This window comes from Halorubrum cibi (assembly GCF_900182635.1).
GTDB classification, from domain to species: Archaea; Halobacteriota; Halobacteria; order Halobacteriales; family Haloferacaceae; genus Halorubrum; species Halorubrum cibi.
The window spans coordinates 56,531-72,933 of record NZ_FXTD01000012.1 but is presented as its reverse complement, the minus strand read 5'-3'; the positions used below and the strand labels follow the sequence as shown (position 1 = coordinate 72,933).

Here is a 16,403-nt window from a genome sequence, read left to right as displayed (position 1 = left end):
TGCCTGCGGTGCTTACGGAGTCGGGGATTGGCCGAGCGACCTCGCCCTTACAGTCCGCCAGGGGTGGTTCATTCGTTCAGCAGTACAATCGGATGGCCGGGTGTTTCTCTACGGCGCGCCCCGCTCGCCGCTACCGCCCTCCGCGTCGCTCGCGACCGACCATTCCGGGCATGCGGCCGCTCTCAGCACCGCGAGCGCCCGTTCCGGGCTAAAGTAAATGTGCCCTCGACGCCAGCGGGTAAGCCCGAGGGGTTGCGCGGCGTAGCTGCTCACCCCTCACGCTTACTCCGCTGGACGCTTGCTCCGGGCGGGTCGGCGCGCGGTGCTGGTTGAGTGACCTTCCTTCGGCGCTCTCGCTCGCGCCCAAGGGCGCTCGCGAAGGCGCGAGCGAGAGCGCGTAGATGGTTCTGTCGGGCGTTGTCGTCGAAGAACCGCGATGGTGGAGCATCGCGGTGTCGGGCGCTGAGCGCCTTCGGATCAGTGAGATCCAATGTCAAGTAAGAACGTTACCAGTCAAGTAGTTTCGGTCGATGAACAAGGATTCGAAAACGCGGACGAAGCGGAAGTCGATGAAGATGGCTTCGAGGTCGTCGATGAGACGCCGGAGTTCCGGGCAACGGTACAGATGGAGGTACAGGCGAAAGTCGATTCTAACCACCCAGACGCGCGCGTCGAGGAAGGCCCGGATCACATGTTCGGAAAGACCCTCGAACAGGAAGAGCGCATTCGAGCGCGGGAGGCTGAACTGGAACGCATCAGTGCTCAGGCGGAGCTCAGTCAGCAGGAGGGGCGCGCAAAGCGGACGCGAAATGTCGCGGCGAAGCGGAGTGCTGAACGGCGTGTGAAGTTCCAGAAGCGGGCGGCAAGCGTGGACCCGCGGATGGACCCAGAGAGAGACGATCCTCGTGTAGAACTCACGCAAGAGCAGTTGGCGGCGGTGAACACACAGTCGATGCGGCTGGCAGAGAAGTTGGATGGCTGGTCGCGAGCGGCGATTGGTCGGCGGCTGGGTGAAGCCGTCGTCGGTGGGAAAGACCTGATGAGCGCGGTCGTGGGGGTGTTCGAGGAGTTACAGACAGCGCCGGGACATGTGGTTCCCATCGGGAAGCTTGAGGACGTCAATCGCAAAGAGGTGAGTGTTGAGGGTCAGGTCGAGACATTGTGGGATCCCTCCCATCCGAGCATCGCTCAAGTTGGGCTGATCGCGGACGACAGTGGCAAAACACGGGTAACGATCTGGGAGGCCTCAAATGCTCCGTGGATCCAAGAAGGCGAGCGCGTTCGAATTCACGGAGCGGCACGGAACTGGTACGAAGGACGCGTCTCACTAGCCGTCACTGGGTGGAGCACCGTGATGTTCCCCGAGCGCGGTCGGTGGTGGGAATAGCCAGTCGTCGCGACTCTCTTTTTTGCTACGTGCCGGACCGACCCAGGCCCCACCTCCCCACCCTCCGCTCCGTGCTCGCTCCGTGAGACTCGCATTCGCTCGTCTCACGTGCCCTCGTTCGCGGTGCTCACGAGAACTCCGCTGCGCGCGCAGCCACAACCTTGACAACAAATCAACTTGTGAGTCACTAGGAGTTTATCTGCGCACCGAAGGGTGCGGCGCACCTGTCGCCGCGGTACATAATGGCGATAACTCTACTCGACAGTCTCGAACCAACGAATCGTGTACTCAAACGCGCTCAGTACGAAGCCTTCGAATTTTCACTTCTAGATGGTGACATCCGTGTTCGGAACGAGAGCCATCAAAATCCAGCAGATCATGAATACCGCGTCACTGTTGTTGACGGTATTCCAGCAGCTTGTGAATGTCCCGCTGACGCAGTGTACGCTGGTCCGTGTAAGCATCGAGTTGCCGTTGCTATTCGACCACAAGTTCTAGACATTGTGAAGAAGGTACAAGCTATCACCGACAGCGACGTTGTAACGGATAGAGAGCGGCAAGGAGACCAATCAGATACCGTAGACACAACGCAGTGCGATTGTGATGGGCTGTCCAACGATTTTCCCTGCTGGGAGTGCGTGTGGACGGGTCGCCGAGACCTCCCCAAGTAGCCCAGCAGACATCCTCACACCGCTCCGTCCGCGGCTGTTTATCTCCCCCTGAGAGGGGTGCGGGGTGTAGACAATACACCTCACAAACAACCGATGGCAACTAGAGAAATCTACGAAACGAGCTTCGACGAGGACGTCCAGACAAACTCCAGCACGAACCCATGTCCGGAGTGCGATGGCCGGGTCACTACCAACGCGGTCGAAACGACCTGTGAAGACTGCGGACTCGTTATTGCCGAACAGCGAATCGATCACGGTCCGGAATGGAGAACCCACGACCAACACGAGCGAAAGCGGACGGGCGCTCCACTGACTGCGGCACGTCATGACCGAGGCCTCTCGACGGAGATCGGTCGCGGGAAAGATGCGAACGGAAACACTCTCTCTGGGCAAAAGCACCAGCAGCTATTCCGAATGCGGCGCGAACAGCGTCGCGGTCGGTTCCAGTCTAAAGCCGAGCGAAACCTCGCACACGGCCTAGGCGAAGTACGAAGAATTGCGAGTGCGCTCGATCTCTCAGAGTCGGTTCGGGATCAGGCGTGTCAGCTCTTCCGGAGCGCTCAGAACGAGAATCTGCTTCGTGGCAGATCAATCGAGGCCATCGCTGCGGCCAGCGTCTACGGGGCCTGCCGGTGCAACGGCCTCTCGCGGCTGCTTGGCGAGATCAGCAAGCTGGCCCGAGTTGTGGAGTCGCGGGTCACGAACGCGTACAAAACGCTGAACGAAGAGCTGGGGCTCCCTGCCAAGCCCGTCGCCCCCAGCATGTTCGTGCCGCGACTCGCGTCGGATCTCGAGTGTCCGGACGAGATCCGACAACGGGCTCGAACGCTCGCGGAACAAGCTGAAGAGCGCGGTCTCACGACGGGCGTCCATCCGGCCGGGTTCGCCGCGGCCTGCCTCTACAAGGCGGGACAAGAACAGGGGAAGTGGGTGACGCAACGTGATGTCGCCGAGTCCGGGAACGTCACGCCAACAACCATCCGGACGCATCACGAGACGCTCGGTGAACTCGCTGTCTAGACGGGCCAAGTAGGGAGCGAGGGCATCCCATTCTCCCAGCGAATCGCCTCTACCGCCGCCGGCAACTGCTGGAGTCGGTCATCGAGGACGGCAAGTGGGTGCGCATCGAGAAACGACGCGCTATGCCGATCGACGGACGCGTCTTTGTGATTGAGTTGGATGTGACAGGATCCAAGATCCGGATGATCGGCGTCCTGGTGAAAGCCCAGCATCAGATTCCGGTCCGGTTCGACCCAGTTGATGCGGTAGTATTCGTGGTCGACGCCAGCGGGGTACCAGAACCGAATCTCCAGTCGTGCCGTCGCCGCGTCGGAAGAGTCACCCAAGAACGTCGTCGGCTCGACATCCCCGATAACGTACCGGGGCCGACGTCGAGACGGGCGATAGCGCACATCCTCACACCCCGCTTGATTCGTCAATCGGTCGTGAACGTCGCGGAGGAGAGTCCGCTGTGTATAGCGGTCGCGACCGGCGAGAAAGATCATTCTGTGAGAGAGGAGGATTAGCTCGTGGCGCGGTCAGCCACGTCGGTCATCTGCTCGCGGGCGGCTTCGACGTCGGAGTAGAGTTCTAGTGCGTGCTTGATGAGGCGGCGATCCTCCTCGTTCTCACGCCAGAACGCGATGACGTCACGACGCTCGCGAAGCTCAGCACTTGCGAGATCACCGTCGGCGAGTGACTGTTCGAGCTCCTCCCACGTCTCGACGTCGTAGGTCGCCTGCCACTCCTCGATCTCCTCGGTGATCGCGGCCAATTCGTTGCGTAGCTCCTCGCGCGCGTTTTCCTCGATGAGCGTACGGATCTCCTCGAAGAGCAGGCGCGTATAGTCCGGCTGATAGCGCGTGGTCTCGCCGGCCTCGACGCGGCGCAGCTGGCCCTGGTCGATGAGATCCTGGAGTTCCTCGTTGGTCGTACTCCAGGCAGCGTCGGCCTGTTCGCTAATCCAGTTGACCGACCGCGGTTCGCGAAGCGTCTCGGCGACCGCTCGAATACGGTCGCGGGCGCTCATCGATTCAGTCCACGACTGGGCCCCGTCTCGTGAGGACTCGGACATGCTTGGCACCTCTTGGGACAGTGTTGGCGCTGAACTCACATATATGTTTGTACCCTCTCGTATAATCAAGAGTACGTTGCGAGCGAAGGCGTCCGGATGTTGAAATGCGATACCGACAGAAGCTATGAGCCAACCGATGCACAACCGATATTCTGATTTTGAGGAACTGCGGCCGACCGGCGAGGCGTCCCACATTCCGGACACGAGGCTGGACGACGGGTGTGAAGGTGCCCCCCGGCGGCAACGTGTCGCGACAAGCACTGTTGGCTACCCCGATGCGCCGACGGTAACCGACGGCGAGTGCCGGTCCTGTGGGGCGTCAGTCCCAGACGGCCAGACGAAATGCCGGTTCTGTCTCACTAACCATCTCGAAAGTGACGTCACCAGCACGGACGAGACAGCGTCAACAACGTGCCTCGGCATCGTCCACCTGGTCGTCGAGTCGACCACGTTCTACGGCGCCGTCGCGAAGGGCGGCGCCGCGGGGAACCTCCTCTCCACCAACGAGGCGGAGTCGGCCGTCGACGACTGTACGCTTATCTACGACCTCGACGAGGCGCCGGCGCGCCAGCTGGCTGAACAATGGCCCGCACTCCCTGACGCGGTACAGATGTCGGCAAAGGAGGGAGAGCGGCTTCTCAATGTCGCCCATGACCGGACTGGGTGGTACGGGCAGGAAGCGTCGGGGCGTCAGGAGCAGGCCCCGACGCGGCTCTACGACCAGCGTGGGGACGGCATCCGCGACGCGTCGCGTCTCGACGCGGTCCTCGACGACGCCGACGATGCGGTGTGGCTGGTTCCAGCGATAGCGCTGACCGAATCTACTGGCGAAGCTGCGGCTGATCGCCAGGTGTCGTCGGTACCGACGACTCCGGAACTCGACTGTCAAACCTGTGAACGGGCGACCGACCATCGGTTCAAGACTCACGAGTCGGTCCCGGATGCGGCGTGGACGGGCCAACCGATCTGGGAGTGCCGGGTGTGTGGCTCAGCTCGCTACGGACCCAGTCTCGAGTAAGGCCAGTGCTGGACATCGATTAACCAACAGCTTGCGAGTATCGTCGAGGTTCGTTGGTTAAGGCCGCGAATTCCTGCAAGCCCGACGCCAGTCTCGATGGGGCGTCTTTCTGCGCCGGCGAGTGGTGAGGCGCTGCCGATGGAGCAAGAGTTCAAACAAGGGTACCGGATGCATCGTATACTCAGCAATCTCAACCGACTCGACCTCGATCGATTGGACGACGTGGATCGAGAGCGAGTCGAGACCGCGAGAGACCTCTTGGAAGAGGTGAGTCTTCTCACGCGGCCGGGCGACGGAGCCAGGGCGGACGCGCACGCTGATTCCTAACTGGCGTCGCCGGCCATGCCTCGGGAGGCAGCTCTCACGTTGGTTTATCGCCCCCGACAGGGGTGCGGGGGCGACCCCGTGAAGTCCAGACATGGCGACACTGCAAGCTGCGACGACGTCGACCGGCGCGATCGTATCGGATCCGCAGGCAGTCCGCAAGCTCTGTGAGAGCTACTGCTTCGGGACGCTCAACTGGGAGGTGACCGAAGACGGAGAGCTCACCATCTGGGGGTACGACGACTTCGAAGTGTACGAGACGCGGGAGAACGGCCTCCCGGACTACGAGGGCGGGATCGTGACCCACGAATTCCTGCGAGAACTCGCCGACCACCTCGAAGCTGACGAAGAGTTCGATATCCAGACGGCGGGGTTCACCAAGTGCCGCTTCCCAGTCTTGGCCAAGCGATACGTCGTTCGCGACGGCGAAGTCCTCCACGCGGACCTCAGTTCCCTCGACACGATCGACGAGTAGCGTTGTTCGTCCCCCGGAAGGGGTGCGGGGCGATCCAGTCGCGGTCGCCCTGTGAGGTAATTGCTCGATGGGACATCGCGCACTTGTTGCGTACGAACGCACGGACGGACAGTACACGCTGCACTACAGCCATTGGGGCGCAGCGAACCTGAAGCTCAAGCACCGAATCTCGGTTGAGTCGCCGTTCGGTGGCGACGACACCGACTCCAAGTGGGCGAAACAGCTGCTGGCGGAACTGGCCGATGGCCTCGAGGCAGATGCGGTCGACGGCTACCTCGCTGGCGAGGATCGACCGTCGACAGTCGTCGAGCCGAAACCCCGCGCCACCGGGCTCACCCTCGACGAGATCGTCGCTGACCACCTCGACTACCTCCACCACGAGGCGTTCTTCGTGGTGTCGACGACGTTCGAGGTGACCGCCTATCGGACGCTGTGGTTCGGGCTCCAGTACGACTCGGAGACGGTCGAACAGGGAGAGACGGTCGGGAACGGCGCGCTCGCGACGGTGCGCTGGTACGACGGCGAGCCGGTCGGCGACGGCCACCTGCAGGGACAGTTTGCGGCCCTCAAAGACGTCGTCGGCGATATGCTCGACAAGGGCGTCTTCACGCCGTCGACGGCGAGACAGTACCTGAAACGGAAGCTGGCCGAACGAGTCGGAGACCGACAAGACCTGCTCATTCCGACCGGAGAATCACCCTTCGAGACAGCGAGTCTCGGCAAGTCGTAACACCAATCCCTTAGTGGATATCGGGGGATGTCTAAGTATGTCAAATCAGTCTGAAGATGACGTTCGTGTTTGGCTTGTCGAACGGACGTACTCCGATGACGAACAGAACCTGATCATCCTCACCTACGCAACACCCGATGGAGAACAGTACTATCGGAAGGAACGCGCACTCACGTCCTTCACCGACGTCCGAGATACGACAGCAGCAGTCGATGCTGAACCCGGCAATCTTGGCATGGTCGATGACCCCGACCTCCAGGAGCAATACGCGGCCGAAGCACAGCGAATACAGGAAGTTCACGACCCTGACGACGTAATCTGAGGTCTACTGGTCGACAACGCTGCAGGCCATGGGTTATGTCGTAGCAGGCCTTAGACGGGGTATGCGCGAACTCGTCTTCGCTCTCGAATACGAGCCCGGCTGTAACAGGGTGGCTGACGCTCTCGCCGACCACTCCGACGCCCGCGTCCGCTCGCTCTCGCTGCACGCCACTGCCGAACGTCTCTGGCGGGTCGACCATGCTACCGGAACTCCTGAGGCGCTCGACGCTATCGAGGACGCCTTTCTCACCGGCGACTACTACGCCGACTGTCTGGCGACTGAGGATTGCGGCGCCACACAGACCACCCGCGTCCTCGACCGCACGGACGACGCGCTCATCCTCTACTCAGATTGGGAGCGCACTCCGACCTGCGCCTCAGTCCCCCACATCGCTCGCGACCACCTCGGCGACGGCGTGCTGTTCGAGACTCGTCACGAGGGCCGCCACTACACGTGGCGACTCATCCACTCCGGTGAGGGCGACATGGCGGCGTTCTTCGACGCTCTCAAAGTCGCCGTCGGGGAGTGCGCCCAGATGGAGATGCTCCGCACAGCGGACACAACATCAGCTAGGGGACGCGACGGGACACCGAGCGGCCTCCCGCCAGCCCAGGAGGCCGCGCTTCAGGCCGCGGTCGAACACGGCTACTACGAATCACCCCGTGAGGTCGACGTCGGCGAGCTCGCCGAGCATCTCGACGTGCCACGGTCAACACTCACCTACCGACTCCGTCGGGCGGAAGAACAGTTGGCGAAGCAACATGTCGCCGGCGAGCGGGTAGCGGAAGAACGGCTGGCATCCCACTGAATGCCGTAGTTGGAATATTCCAATAAAGACATATCGAACTCCCGCTCCTACCGTGACGTGATGACAGAGAATCCGGACGCAGCAGGAGGAACGAGCGGCGGCGGGCAGCGACGTGAGCTGACCGCCCGCCTCGCCGTTCCCGAGATGGACTGTCCCTCTTGCGCCCAAAAGGTGGACAAGAGCCTCCAGCGTGTCGACGGCATTACTGACGCCACGCTCCAGCCGACCACCGGCACGGCCAACGTCACGTACGACCCTGATCGCACTAGCGAAGCTGACGTGGTCAAGGCGATTGAGGCCGCCGGCTACGAGGTTGTTGGAGGCTCGGACGCCGAGGGCGATGATGAGCGCAACCAGGAGACCGACGGCGTCGACATCGCGCCACCGTCGGAAGTCTGGACGAGTCCTCGCGCGAAGAAGACGTGGCTCGGCGCGGCGTTCGTCACGCTCGGCCTCCTCTTTGAGTTCTTCCTCACCGGACAGAACGCCACGGTGGCGAGCGTCCTCGAGTACCCGCTCCACATCGCAGATGTCCTGTTCCTCGGCGCCGTCGCCGCCAGCGGCATCCCGGTCGTCCGTAGCGGGTACTACTCCGTGAAGAACCGAAGCCTCGATATCGACCTGCTGATGGGGACGGCGATCATCGCGGCGACCGGTATCGGCTACTTCGTCGAGGCCGCCACGCTGGCCGTCCTGTTCAGCATCGCCGAACTACTCGAGGACTATGCGATGGACAGAGCACGGGACTCCCTGCGCGAGCTGATGGAACTCTCGCCCGACGAGGCGACCGTCCTTCGCGACGGTGAGGAAGTGACCGTTCCCGCCGAGGAGGTCGACGTCGGTGAGACCGTCGTCGTCCGCCCCGGTGACAAGATTCCGCTCGACGGGACGGTCATCGAAGGCGAGAGCGCGGTCGACCAGTCGCCGATCACGGGCGAGAGCGTCCCCGTCGACAAGACAGCCGGCGACGAGGTGTACGCCGGCGCCATCAACGAGGAGGGCTACCTCGAAGTCGAAGTCACGTCGACGGCGGGCGACTCGACGCTCTCGCGCATCATTGAGATGGTCCAGGGCGCACAGGCGAAGAAGACCGAGTCTGAGCAGTTCGTCGACCGCTTCTCCGGCTACTACACACCCCTCGTAGTCGTGCTGGCAATCCTGACCGCCGCCATTCCGCCGCTGGTTATCGCTGATCCGGTGTCGGTGGACGTGGCCGGGTACGGGTTCACCTTCGCGGGCGACTGGCAAACGTGGTTCATCCGCGGGCTCACCCTGCTGGTGATCGCCTGCCCGTGTGCGTTCGTAATCTCCACACCCGTCTCGGTGGTGTCGGGCATCACCAGCGCCGCGAAGAATGGCGTCCTGATCAAGGGCGGCAACTACCTCGAAGCGATGGGCGAGGTCGACGCCGTCGCCCTCGACAAAACCGGGACGCTCACCAAGGGCGAACTCGCCGTCACCGACGTCGTTCCGGTCGGTAATACCACGGAGGGCGATCTGCTCCGTCGCGCCGCCGGGTTGGAACGGCGGAGCGAACACCCCATCGCCGCAGCTATTCTCGCCCGCGCTGAGGAGGCGAGCGTGGACGATTTCCCCGACCTGTCTGGCTTCGAGAGCCTCACCGGGAAGGGCATCCGCGGGGAGATCAACGGCGAGACGTACTACGCGGGCAAGCCGGCGCTCTTCGAGGAGCTGGGCTTCGACCTCTCTCGGACACGCCGCGAGACGGACGGCGGCGTTGTGGCGGAAGACGCTAGTTCGTCCAACGACGGGGCGTTCGCCGAGGACGCGCTCGCCTCACTGGAGCGTGAGGGCAAGACGGTCGTCCTCGTCGGGACGGAGTCGGAGTTGCTGGGTGCGATCGCCATCGCCGACGAAGTGCGCCCGGCCTCGAAGCGGGCCGTCGAACGCCTGCACGAGCTGGGCGTCGAGCGCGTAGTGATGCTGACCGGCGACAACGAGGGCACCGCCCGCGCCATCGCCGAGCAAGTCGGCGTCGACGAGTACCGCGCCGAACTCCTCCCCGAGGACAAGGTCGACGCTGTCGAGGAGTTACAGGCGGAGTATGGTGAGGTGGCGATGGTTGGCGACGGTATCAACGACGCGCCCGCGCTGGCGACCGCCGAGGTTGGTGTCGCGATGGGCGCGGCCGGCACCGACACCGCCCTCGAGACGGCCGACATCGCACTAATGGGCGACGACATCGGAAAGCTCCCCTACCTGTACGACCTGTCGCACACGGCCAACGGCGTGATCCGGCAGAACATCTGGGCCAGCCTCGGCGTGAAGCTCCTGCTCGCGCTCGGCGTACCGCTGGGACTCGTGAGCGTCGCGCTGGCGGTTGTCGTCGGTGATATGGGGATGAGTCTCGGCGTCACCGGGAACGCGATGCGGTTGTCGCGGATCGAGCCCGATCACCTCGTCGACACATGAACTGAAGAGCAGAACCATCTTTGCGATCTAACGCGTTCTGAGGCGATGGGCCAGTAGGTGAGTTGATTCGGGACAGCCGCTGTTTTTCGGGGGCTGGAAGGACTGAGCCTTCGTGGGCTCATGATTCCATGACTGAGGGACTAGCCGACGATCCATTTGAAGATTGTAAGCTGAGCCCCGACGCGATTCTTGGCACTCGTACCTTCGAAGACGTGCTATTCACAGATGAGACGGAAACACCCGTGAGTGTGTTGACCGGTGAGACACCAGCACATTCGCAAGCAAGCGTAGACGAAGCTCGATCCTTCGCCGCGGAAATCGACAGTGACACACCGCACATCGCACTCCCGGCGGCAGTCGAAGCACAGGTCGAAACAGCAAGCAAGCCGTACACAGCTGCTGCCTTCTTCCACTTCAAGGCGACCGGGTCGCTCAAGCGACATCGTGCGTACCACGCCGCCTACAACTCGGATACGTTCTCAGTTGAGTTCGAGGCCGATTACGAAACCGGGGACCTGACGATCAGCGTCGACGAAGAGGACCGCCAGTCGGAGTTCGAGAACGTCTAGCCAGCATCGTCAGTACTATTTTTTTGAGCGCCGGCGATGGGTGCCGGCGCATCATGTAGCGAGGCAGTGTGCAGTCGCGTGCGTCGGCAGACGACGGTGAAAACCGATGCATATGGTCATTTACACCCTGGTAGAGGCATCGACGCGAGACGACGCAGTGGCCACCGGTAAAGCAGTGTTCGATCGGCTGGTTGGAGCCAATCCGCACGCTGGCGCCGTATTCGACTACTTCGTCACGTTCGATCAAGAAGGCACCACGGTGGCAGGGAAAGCCCGTTGGGGCGACCTCCCAGTTGCAGCGCGCGTAGACTCTGACGAAGGCCAGGAGCTTCTGGAGCGCGGTTGGGGCGCGACGAATAGCGAGTTCCAGCGGAATCTCAATCAAGTACAGGAGGCGCTCGACGAGCTTAGCGATGATGAGATAATGCGTGATGAGAACCTCGCCCGGCATGCCTTCCATCAAGTCGGTGCCTACGACGGTCCCTCGATTTTCCTGTACGACCAACACGGTTGCGGGATTCGCCACCGGGGCCAGCTGGATCGCATCGTCGACGAGAGTGACGACCTCTGGGTCGTTCCGGCGGACGTCCATTTCTAAACAATGCCCAGAATCACAAACTGGCGACGCGAGAGCCGCTCGCCAACGTTGGCGTATCGGAACACCGAGACTGGCGCTCGAGCTGTCTTGTACAGAACGCCAGACTCCTACCGCTACAAGTGGCGTGGCGCAATCCTCGTCGGCGGCTACCCAGTATGGTCGCGGGGGTACGAGACGAAGGACGCAAAATCGTTCCGTGACGAGCTCCGGAAGCGGCCAGCGCCCGAATTGAGTTGTCCCGAATGCCCGAACGAGGACATCCTCGTCGGTGAGAAGTCAGCAGACGGGGCGAAAGTTCAGCGCTGGTTCGACTGCCACGACTGCGGCTACGAAAGCTGCTCGGCAATCGTCTACGGCGCCGAGCGCTGATTGATGGGTGCGTATCTACGGTGACCTTTATTTTGGGCCGGAATGGGTGGCCCGTCTCAATCGGGCCAAATCCATAGATGAGTCTGGAAGTCATCGACCGCCACAGCGAAGCACTGTTCGAGTTCCTCTGGTGTCCGGTCTGCGGGCACGAAGTGTTCAGTCACATTCTCTTCGAGGGAGTGTTCTGCAAGAACTGCAATACGCAGGTCAAACTGCAAGAGTCACAGGAGACACGCGGCTACGAGGAGGCCGTCCTCGCCTGCTTCGACACTGATTCGACGTGGAACCTCCACGTTGACGAGAAGCTCCGTCGCGATCTTCCGGATGGGTCGGCGCGGGTGAAGGTCCTCGGTGCCTCAGGCGACTATGAGGTCGACTGGTGGAGTCCGAAGTCAAATGAGGACTGGGAGCCGGTCGAACGCGGCGAATTCGACGATGTCGATGAGCCAGACGAGGTGTCACATCTGGCTTAGCGATGTTCGCTCCAGCATTCAGATAGTAGCTCAACAGATCATTGGAGACTGCGGTCGCAGATCGCATTGACGAATCGTTGTTGAATCGATTGTCGTCAACCTAAATCAGCAAACGTATTTATAGGTATGGTTCTTACAGTAGACACAGATGCTCACTAAGGCCGGACTCGCCGTCATCGGCGCGTTGAGCACCGGCCGGGAAGCAACAGCAGCTGATCTCGCGATGGAAACCGAGTATTCGCAGACTCATCTCTACGACGTACTCGACGAACTACTCGAATCGGGATTGCTCGCCGAACACCGTGGAGCAAACAACCAGCGGGAGGTCTCCCTCACAGACCACCCGGTCGTCGAAGCGTACCGGGCCCTTCGATCCGAACTCGGACACGTCGAGTGGTCCGACCTTCTCTCGCCGGCTACACTCCGGGTATGCTGGTATCTCGACGAGCCCCGACGTGTGTCTGAGATTGCCGAGCGACTCAAGATTACTCGGCAAGGCGTCCACAAGGCGCTGTCACCGCTCAAGCATCGCGCGATGCTATCCCCCTCCGGCCCGGAGTACGCGTTGAGTGAGGACCTCTCGCCGCTGCTGACGTTCGCTCGTGCAGTCGTCCGGCACGAGCACCGGTCGCGCGTCCGAAGACTTGCACCGAGTGCGACCGTCGAATGGTGTGATCCGAAGCGAGCACTCGTCCGCGTGCAGACAGCCGAGGATACGGAGGCACTCGAGGGCGCCACCGACTGGCAACTGACCGGGCTTGCTCGGTTTGCCGAGTACGGCCTGCAATTTTTCCTCGCTGGCGAACCCGCGTTCTGGTATGCTCCAGACATGGAACTCACACCTGCCGACGTAGTGTGCCACACGCTCGTCCTCGATAGCGGGTCCCGCCGCGTCAGTTATGCAATGCTCCTGATCGAGACATCGGACATCGACCAAGAGACGCTGACAAGGACTTCGCAGTGGTACGGTCTAGAGTCTACGGTGACTGCGATGTATCGGCCACTCCAAGGAGAGTTCGACATCGCTGAGGACCTTCCTGTCGTCCTCCCGAGTGAAGCAGAATTCAGGGCACTCAAAGAGCAGTACGGAGTCGCATGACTGTATTTAGTGGTAGCGAGGCAATCAGGGCGTTTCTCGAAGAGTTCGACAGCTGGCTGTCAGAGTCCGTAACTGTGTATCTCCTTGGGGGATCGGCGATGACAGTTCACGGGTTGAAAGACCAGACGGAGGATATCGACCTCGCGCTGGGGGTGGTATCTGAGTTCGAACACGTCTATCAGACGCTCACATCCAAGGGATTCTCAGTGGTCGGCGAGCCAACAGAGTCGTTTGAGGGCGTCGGGAAAACCGTCGAACTGCATCACGCAGAGCGTGGACTCCAGATTGACCTCTTCGAACGGCAGGTCGTCGGGAAAGTGTGGATCACCGACCGAATGCACGACCGGGCTGAAGAGTTCTGGACCGGCCGTCACGCAACAGCACACATTCTCTCCGATGAGGATATGTTTCTGCTAAAAGCGGTCTCCGGCGGAGATCTGGGGAGTGGCCGGCGCCGCGACATCGAAGATATGCGAACGTATGCCCAGCGTGGGTTAGACTATGAGGTGATTCTGACGGAGATTGACGATCAGCGACCGTTCAATACTGGCTCCACTGAAGCACGACAGATCCGTGACCGCTCCCACCCGCTATTCGCAATCGAAATGGCGGTGAACTCATTGTCCGGGCTCCCGGATGCGTTCATCGACCACATCGAAACGTTCGCGACAGCATTCGAGATCGAATACACCGTATTGAAGGCTGTTGACGAGGGTATCAACGGCGTCGCAGCAATTCAAGAGCGGGCGCTCTCGAATGTGCGGGCGCTTTCTGGCGATCAAGAAGACGCCGTCAACGACGCGATTGAGCGACTTGTCACGAAGGATATTCTCGAGTATGATGGTGAAACGGTTCGACTTCGGTGACGCAACAATTCCATGAGAGAGGTGCGGCCGCGGCACCGGCAAGGCCGAGGTTACATCTGAATCCTCTGTAACCAGTCAGTCACTTCCGCCCTGACTTCCTCCCGCCGATCGTCTTTGATTGCCAGGTACACACCATCTCTCTCCAACCCACCCCGAGTAGAGAATCCCTCCCGTACGTCGGCATCGGGACAGCGATCTTCTACCGTTTGAAAGCTACTCCCGACGCCATACCCACCATTCGTATTGAACGGGACCACAGTCTTCCCGCCCAAATCGTGTTCACTCAGAAAGGTCTTCATCGGCGGTGGCAACTGCATATCCCACGTCGGGGCACCGAAAAATACGGTGTCATACGCCTCGATATTCTCCACGTTACATTGGAGAGGCGGGGTGTAGCCCTCTTCGTTTTCTTGGTCTACCTGTGAGACGAGCGTGTCGTAATCGACGGGGTACGGGTCTGCCGGCAACACTTCGAACAGCTCACCACCCACTTCTTGCTGAATGATTTCAGCGACAGCTTGGGTGTTTTCCGTACGAGAGAAAAACACGATCAGTACGCTGTCCTCATCCGCAGTTTGGGAGGGGGTATTCTGCTCTTCCGTCTCGGACCCGCTCTGGTGTATACATCCCGCAAGGAAGCCACCTCCTGCCACTACAGCTGCCCCTAGCAGTTTACGCCGACTCGTTCTATCGATCTCCGAATCGTCCGAAGTACGTAGGGTATTCTCTCTCATTATGGAGTGACTGAAGCCACAGATCACCGAGCTCTAGTTGGCTTCCGACCCAGGGACAGGAGCGCCAGCAATCGGCAGGGGCTCGTACGGTTCTTCCAAGTACTCTAGCTCTGAATCCGTCAGGTCGATATCGAGTGCGTCGACGGCTTGTTCGAGATGTTCGACACTCGTGGTGCCGATGATCGGCGCATCAACGACGTCCTGGTGGAGTAACCACGCCAGCGAGAGCTGTGCCATCGTCACCCCCTTCTCCGAAGCGAGTTCCTCAACTCGCTCGTTGACGGCCGGTCCGCCGCCCATCCGGTATTCCTCGTGCGTCTCGGTGAGCTCTTCGCCGCGGGTCGTCGCCGTCATCTCTTCGTGGGGGCGGGTGAGGTATCCTTGTGCGAGCGGACTCCACGGGATGACGCCGATGTCTTCTTTCTCGCAGAAGGGGAACATCTCCCGCTCGCCTTCGCGGTAGACGAGGTTGTAGTGGTCCTGCATCGTCACAAACTGTTCAAGATCTAGGTGCTCGCTGGTGTACAGTGCCTCGGCGAACTGGTGAGTCCACATCGACGACGCACCGATGTATCGTACCTTCCCGCGTCGAACTGCGTCATCAAGGGCGTGCAGCGTTTGCTCGATGGGTGTCTCGTAGTCCCAGCGGTGGATCTGGTAGAGGTCGATGGTATCCATCCCCAGTCTGTCTAGCGAATTCTCCAGTTCCTGTTCGACAGTCTTCCGGGAGAGTCCCGACGCGTTCGGGTGCGGTTCGTCTGCATCGGAGAAGAGGTTGGTCGGAAAGTAGCATTTCGTGGCGACGACGTGTTCGTCGCGGTCGTACCCTCCGAGAACATTCCCAATGATCTCCTCGGACTCTCCATTTGAGTACGCGTTGGCCGTGTCGAAGAAGTTGATACCGAGGTCAATCGCGCGTTCGATAATTTCGCGCGAGCCCTCCTCGTCGAGCGTCCAGTCGTGGAAGTCGCTCACACCGAAACTCATCCCGCCGAGACAGATGCGGCTGACCTCCATTCCGGTCGAACCGAGAGTCGTGTATTCCATGGTTATGGTTCTTCGAGGGCAGTTACTTCAGATCCGTCCGGTTCAGCCATGAAGGCGAGGTGGCTGAACGGCGAATCGGCATTCCGTGTGTTCCCGTGCCAGTACTCTTCATCAGGCTCGAAGACGATCAGGTCGCCCTCCGAGACCTCACGTTCTCCGTTGCGGGTCGCGACGATCCCTTCGCCTTCAGTGACGTACAACACCTGTACGCCAGCATGCGTGTGGAATTTGGTTCGTTCTCCCGGTCGGAACGTAACTTCCACCGAGCGGACGGTGTTCCCGTCGAACTCGCTCGAAACACCATCCGAAACGACCGCCGTCGTCACTTGGGCCGGGTGATCGGATTCTTCTCTATCAGCGGCCGGAACGTTTGTCACATCCATGTTTTGTACGTTTGCGAATTGCG

21 protein-coding genes are annotated in these 16,403 nt (G+C 61.0%); 16 read left to right on the top strand and 5 right to left on the bottom strand.

All coding sequences use genetic code 11. The features are described from left to right. Positions 1-490 precede the first annotated feature (490 nt). The 3 genes from FN829_RS14320 to FN829_RS14310 all read left to right on the top strand — a co-directional run bounded on the left by FN829_RS14320 (position 491) and on the right by FN829_RS14310 (position 3,078). Positions 491-1,387: an SOSS complex subunit B family protein gene (locus FN829_RS14320; protein ID WP_142987634.1), complete on the top strand. Its 897-nt coding sequence runs from the start codon at positions 491-493 to the stop codon at positions 1,385-1,387. A 242-nt stretch (positions 1,388-1,629) separates the two neighbouring features. Then, complete coding sequence (locus tag FN829_RS14315; RefSeq protein WP_142987633.1) at positions 1,630-2,058, top strand: SWIM zinc finger family protein; 429 nt, start codon at positions 1,630-1,632, stop codon at positions 2,056-2,058. A gap of 93 nt (positions 2,059-2,151) precedes the next feature. Beyond that, the gene (locus FN829_RS14310; RefSeq protein WP_142987632.1) at positions 2,152-3,078 is read left to right on the top strand and encodes a transcription initiation factor IIB; all 927 of its coding nucleotides are present in this window, start codon (positions 2,152-2,154) and stop codon (positions 3,076-3,078) included. Here the strand turns inward: FN829_RS14310 and FN829_RS16490 are convergent. Next, entirely contained in the window at positions 3,075-3,563 is a 489-nt protein-coding gene (locus FN829_RS16490) for a hypothetical protein (protein WP_142987631.1), read from the bottom strand. The two genes, FN829_RS14310 and FN829_RS16490, sit on opposite strands and share 4 nt — an antisense overlap. 17 nt (positions 3,564-3,580) lie before the next feature. Continuing rightward, positions 3,581-4,132, bottom strand: coding sequence for a DUF7342 family protein (locus FN829_RS14300; protein WP_142987630.1), 552 nt, complete (start codon positions 4,130-4,132; stop codon positions 3,581-3,583). Positions 4,133-4,268: 136 nt separating this feature from the next. Between FN829_RS14300 and FN829_RS14295 the strand changes: the two genes are divergently transcribed. The 13 genes from FN829_RS14295 to FN829_RS14235 all read left to right on the top strand — a co-directional run bounded on the left by FN829_RS14295 (position 4,269) and on the right by FN829_RS14235 (position 14,216). After that, positions 4,269-5,150, top strand: a complete 882-nt coding sequence (locus FN829_RS14295) for a biosurfactant protein 1 (protein ID WP_142987674.1) — start codon at positions 4,269-4,271, stop codon at positions 5,148-5,150. 138 nt (positions 5,151-5,288) lie between these two features. Next, positions 5,289-5,477 carry a hypothetical protein gene (locus tag FN829_RS16280; protein ID WP_142987629.1) on the top strand — a complete coding sequence of 63 codons (189 nt, stop codon included), beginning with the start codon at positions 5,289-5,291 and terminating at the stop codon, positions 5,475-5,477. Positions 5,478-5,568: 91 nt separating this feature from the next. Continuing rightward, positions 5,569-5,949 carry a hypothetical protein gene (locus FN829_RS14285; RefSeq protein ID WP_142987628.1) on the top strand — a complete coding sequence of 127 codons (381 nt, stop codon included), beginning with the start codon at positions 5,569-5,571 and terminating at the stop codon, positions 5,947-5,949. A 67-nt stretch (positions 5,950-6,016) separates the two neighbouring features. Beyond that, positions 6,017-6,679 (top strand): DUF6735 family protein, encoded by a 663-nt coding sequence (locus FN829_RS14280; RefSeq protein WP_142987627.1) that lies wholly within the window; start codon positions 6,017-6,019, stop codon positions 6,677-6,679. 37 nt (positions 6,680-6,716) lie between these two features. Continuing rightward, entirely contained in the window at positions 6,717-7,001 is a 285-nt protein-coding gene (locus FN829_RS14275) for a hypothetical protein (protein ID WP_137711689.1), read from the top strand. A gap of 61 nt (positions 7,002-7,062) precedes the next feature. Then, complete coding sequence (locus FN829_RS14270) at positions 7,063-7,809, top strand: helix-turn-helix domain-containing protein (protein WP_142987626.1); 747 nt, start codon at positions 7,063-7,065, stop codon at positions 7,807-7,809. 60 nt (positions 7,810-7,869) lie between these two features. Next, positions 7,870-10,242, top strand: a complete 2,373-nt coding sequence (locus FN829_RS14265) for a heavy metal translocating P-type ATPase (RefSeq protein ID WP_185955778.1) — start codon at positions 7,870-7,872, stop codon at positions 10,240-10,242. Positions 10,243-10,370: 128 nt separating this feature from the next. Continuing rightward, positions 10,371-10,811, top strand: coding sequence for a hypothetical protein (locus tag FN829_RS14260; RefSeq protein WP_142987625.1), 441 nt, complete (start codon positions 10,371-10,373; stop codon positions 10,809-10,811). Between the two features lie 106 nt (positions 10,812-10,917). Then, positions 10,918-11,409: a hypothetical protein gene (locus tag FN829_RS14255; protein ID WP_142987624.1), complete on the top strand. Its 492-nt coding sequence runs from the start codon at positions 10,918-10,920 to the stop codon at positions 11,407-11,409. A 3-nt stretch (positions 11,410-11,412) separates the two neighbouring features. Next, positions 11,413-11,778, top strand: a complete 366-nt coding sequence (locus FN829_RS14250; RefSeq protein WP_142987623.1) for a DUF7568 family protein — start codon at positions 11,413-11,415, stop codon at positions 11,776-11,778. A 77-nt stretch (positions 11,779-11,855) separates the two neighbouring features. Then, positions 11,856-12,251 (top strand): DUF7567 family protein, encoded by a 396-nt coding sequence (locus tag FN829_RS14245; protein WP_142987622.1) that lies wholly within the window; start codon positions 11,856-11,858, stop codon positions 12,249-12,251. Between the two features lie 148 nt (positions 12,252-12,399). After that, positions 12,400-13,350 carry a winged helix DNA-binding protein gene (locus FN829_RS14240; protein ID WP_142987621.1) on the top strand — a complete coding sequence of 317 codons (951 nt, stop codon included), beginning with the start codon at positions 12,400-12,402 and terminating at the stop codon, positions 13,348-13,350. Next, positions 13,347-14,216 (top strand): hypothetical protein, encoded by an 870-nt coding sequence (locus tag FN829_RS14235; protein ID WP_142987620.1) that lies wholly within the window; start codon positions 13,347-13,349, stop codon positions 14,214-14,216. The genes FN829_RS14240 and FN829_RS14235 overlap by 4 nt, the downstream gene beginning before the upstream one ends. A 50-nt stretch (positions 14,217-14,266) precedes the next feature. On the opposite strand, the gene FN829_RS14230 is transcribed toward FN829_RS14235, so the two are convergent. The 3 genes from FN829_RS14230 to FN829_RS14220 all read right to left on the bottom strand — a co-directional run bounded on the left by FN829_RS14230 (position 14,267) and on the right by FN829_RS14220 (position 16,323). Further along, positions 14,267-14,869 carry a flavodoxin gene (locus tag FN829_RS14230; protein ID WP_142987619.1) on the bottom strand — a complete coding sequence of 201 codons (603 nt, stop codon included), beginning with the start codon at positions 14,867-14,869 and terminating at the stop codon, positions 14,267-14,269. A 114-nt stretch (positions 14,870-14,983) separates the two neighbouring features. Beyond that, positions 14,984-15,997 carry an aldo/keto reductase gene (locus FN829_RS14225; protein ID WP_142987618.1) on the bottom strand — a complete coding sequence of 338 codons (1,014 nt, stop codon included), beginning with the start codon at positions 15,995-15,997 and terminating at the stop codon, positions 14,984-14,986. A 2-nt stretch (positions 15,998-15,999) separates the two neighbouring features. Continuing rightward, on the bottom strand, positions 16,000-16,323 hold the full coding sequence (locus tag FN829_RS14220) for a cupin domain-containing protein (RefSeq protein WP_246066547.1): 324 nt from the start codon (positions 16,321-16,323) through the stop codon (positions 16,000-16,002). Positions 16,324-16,403: the final 80 nt, after the last annotated feature.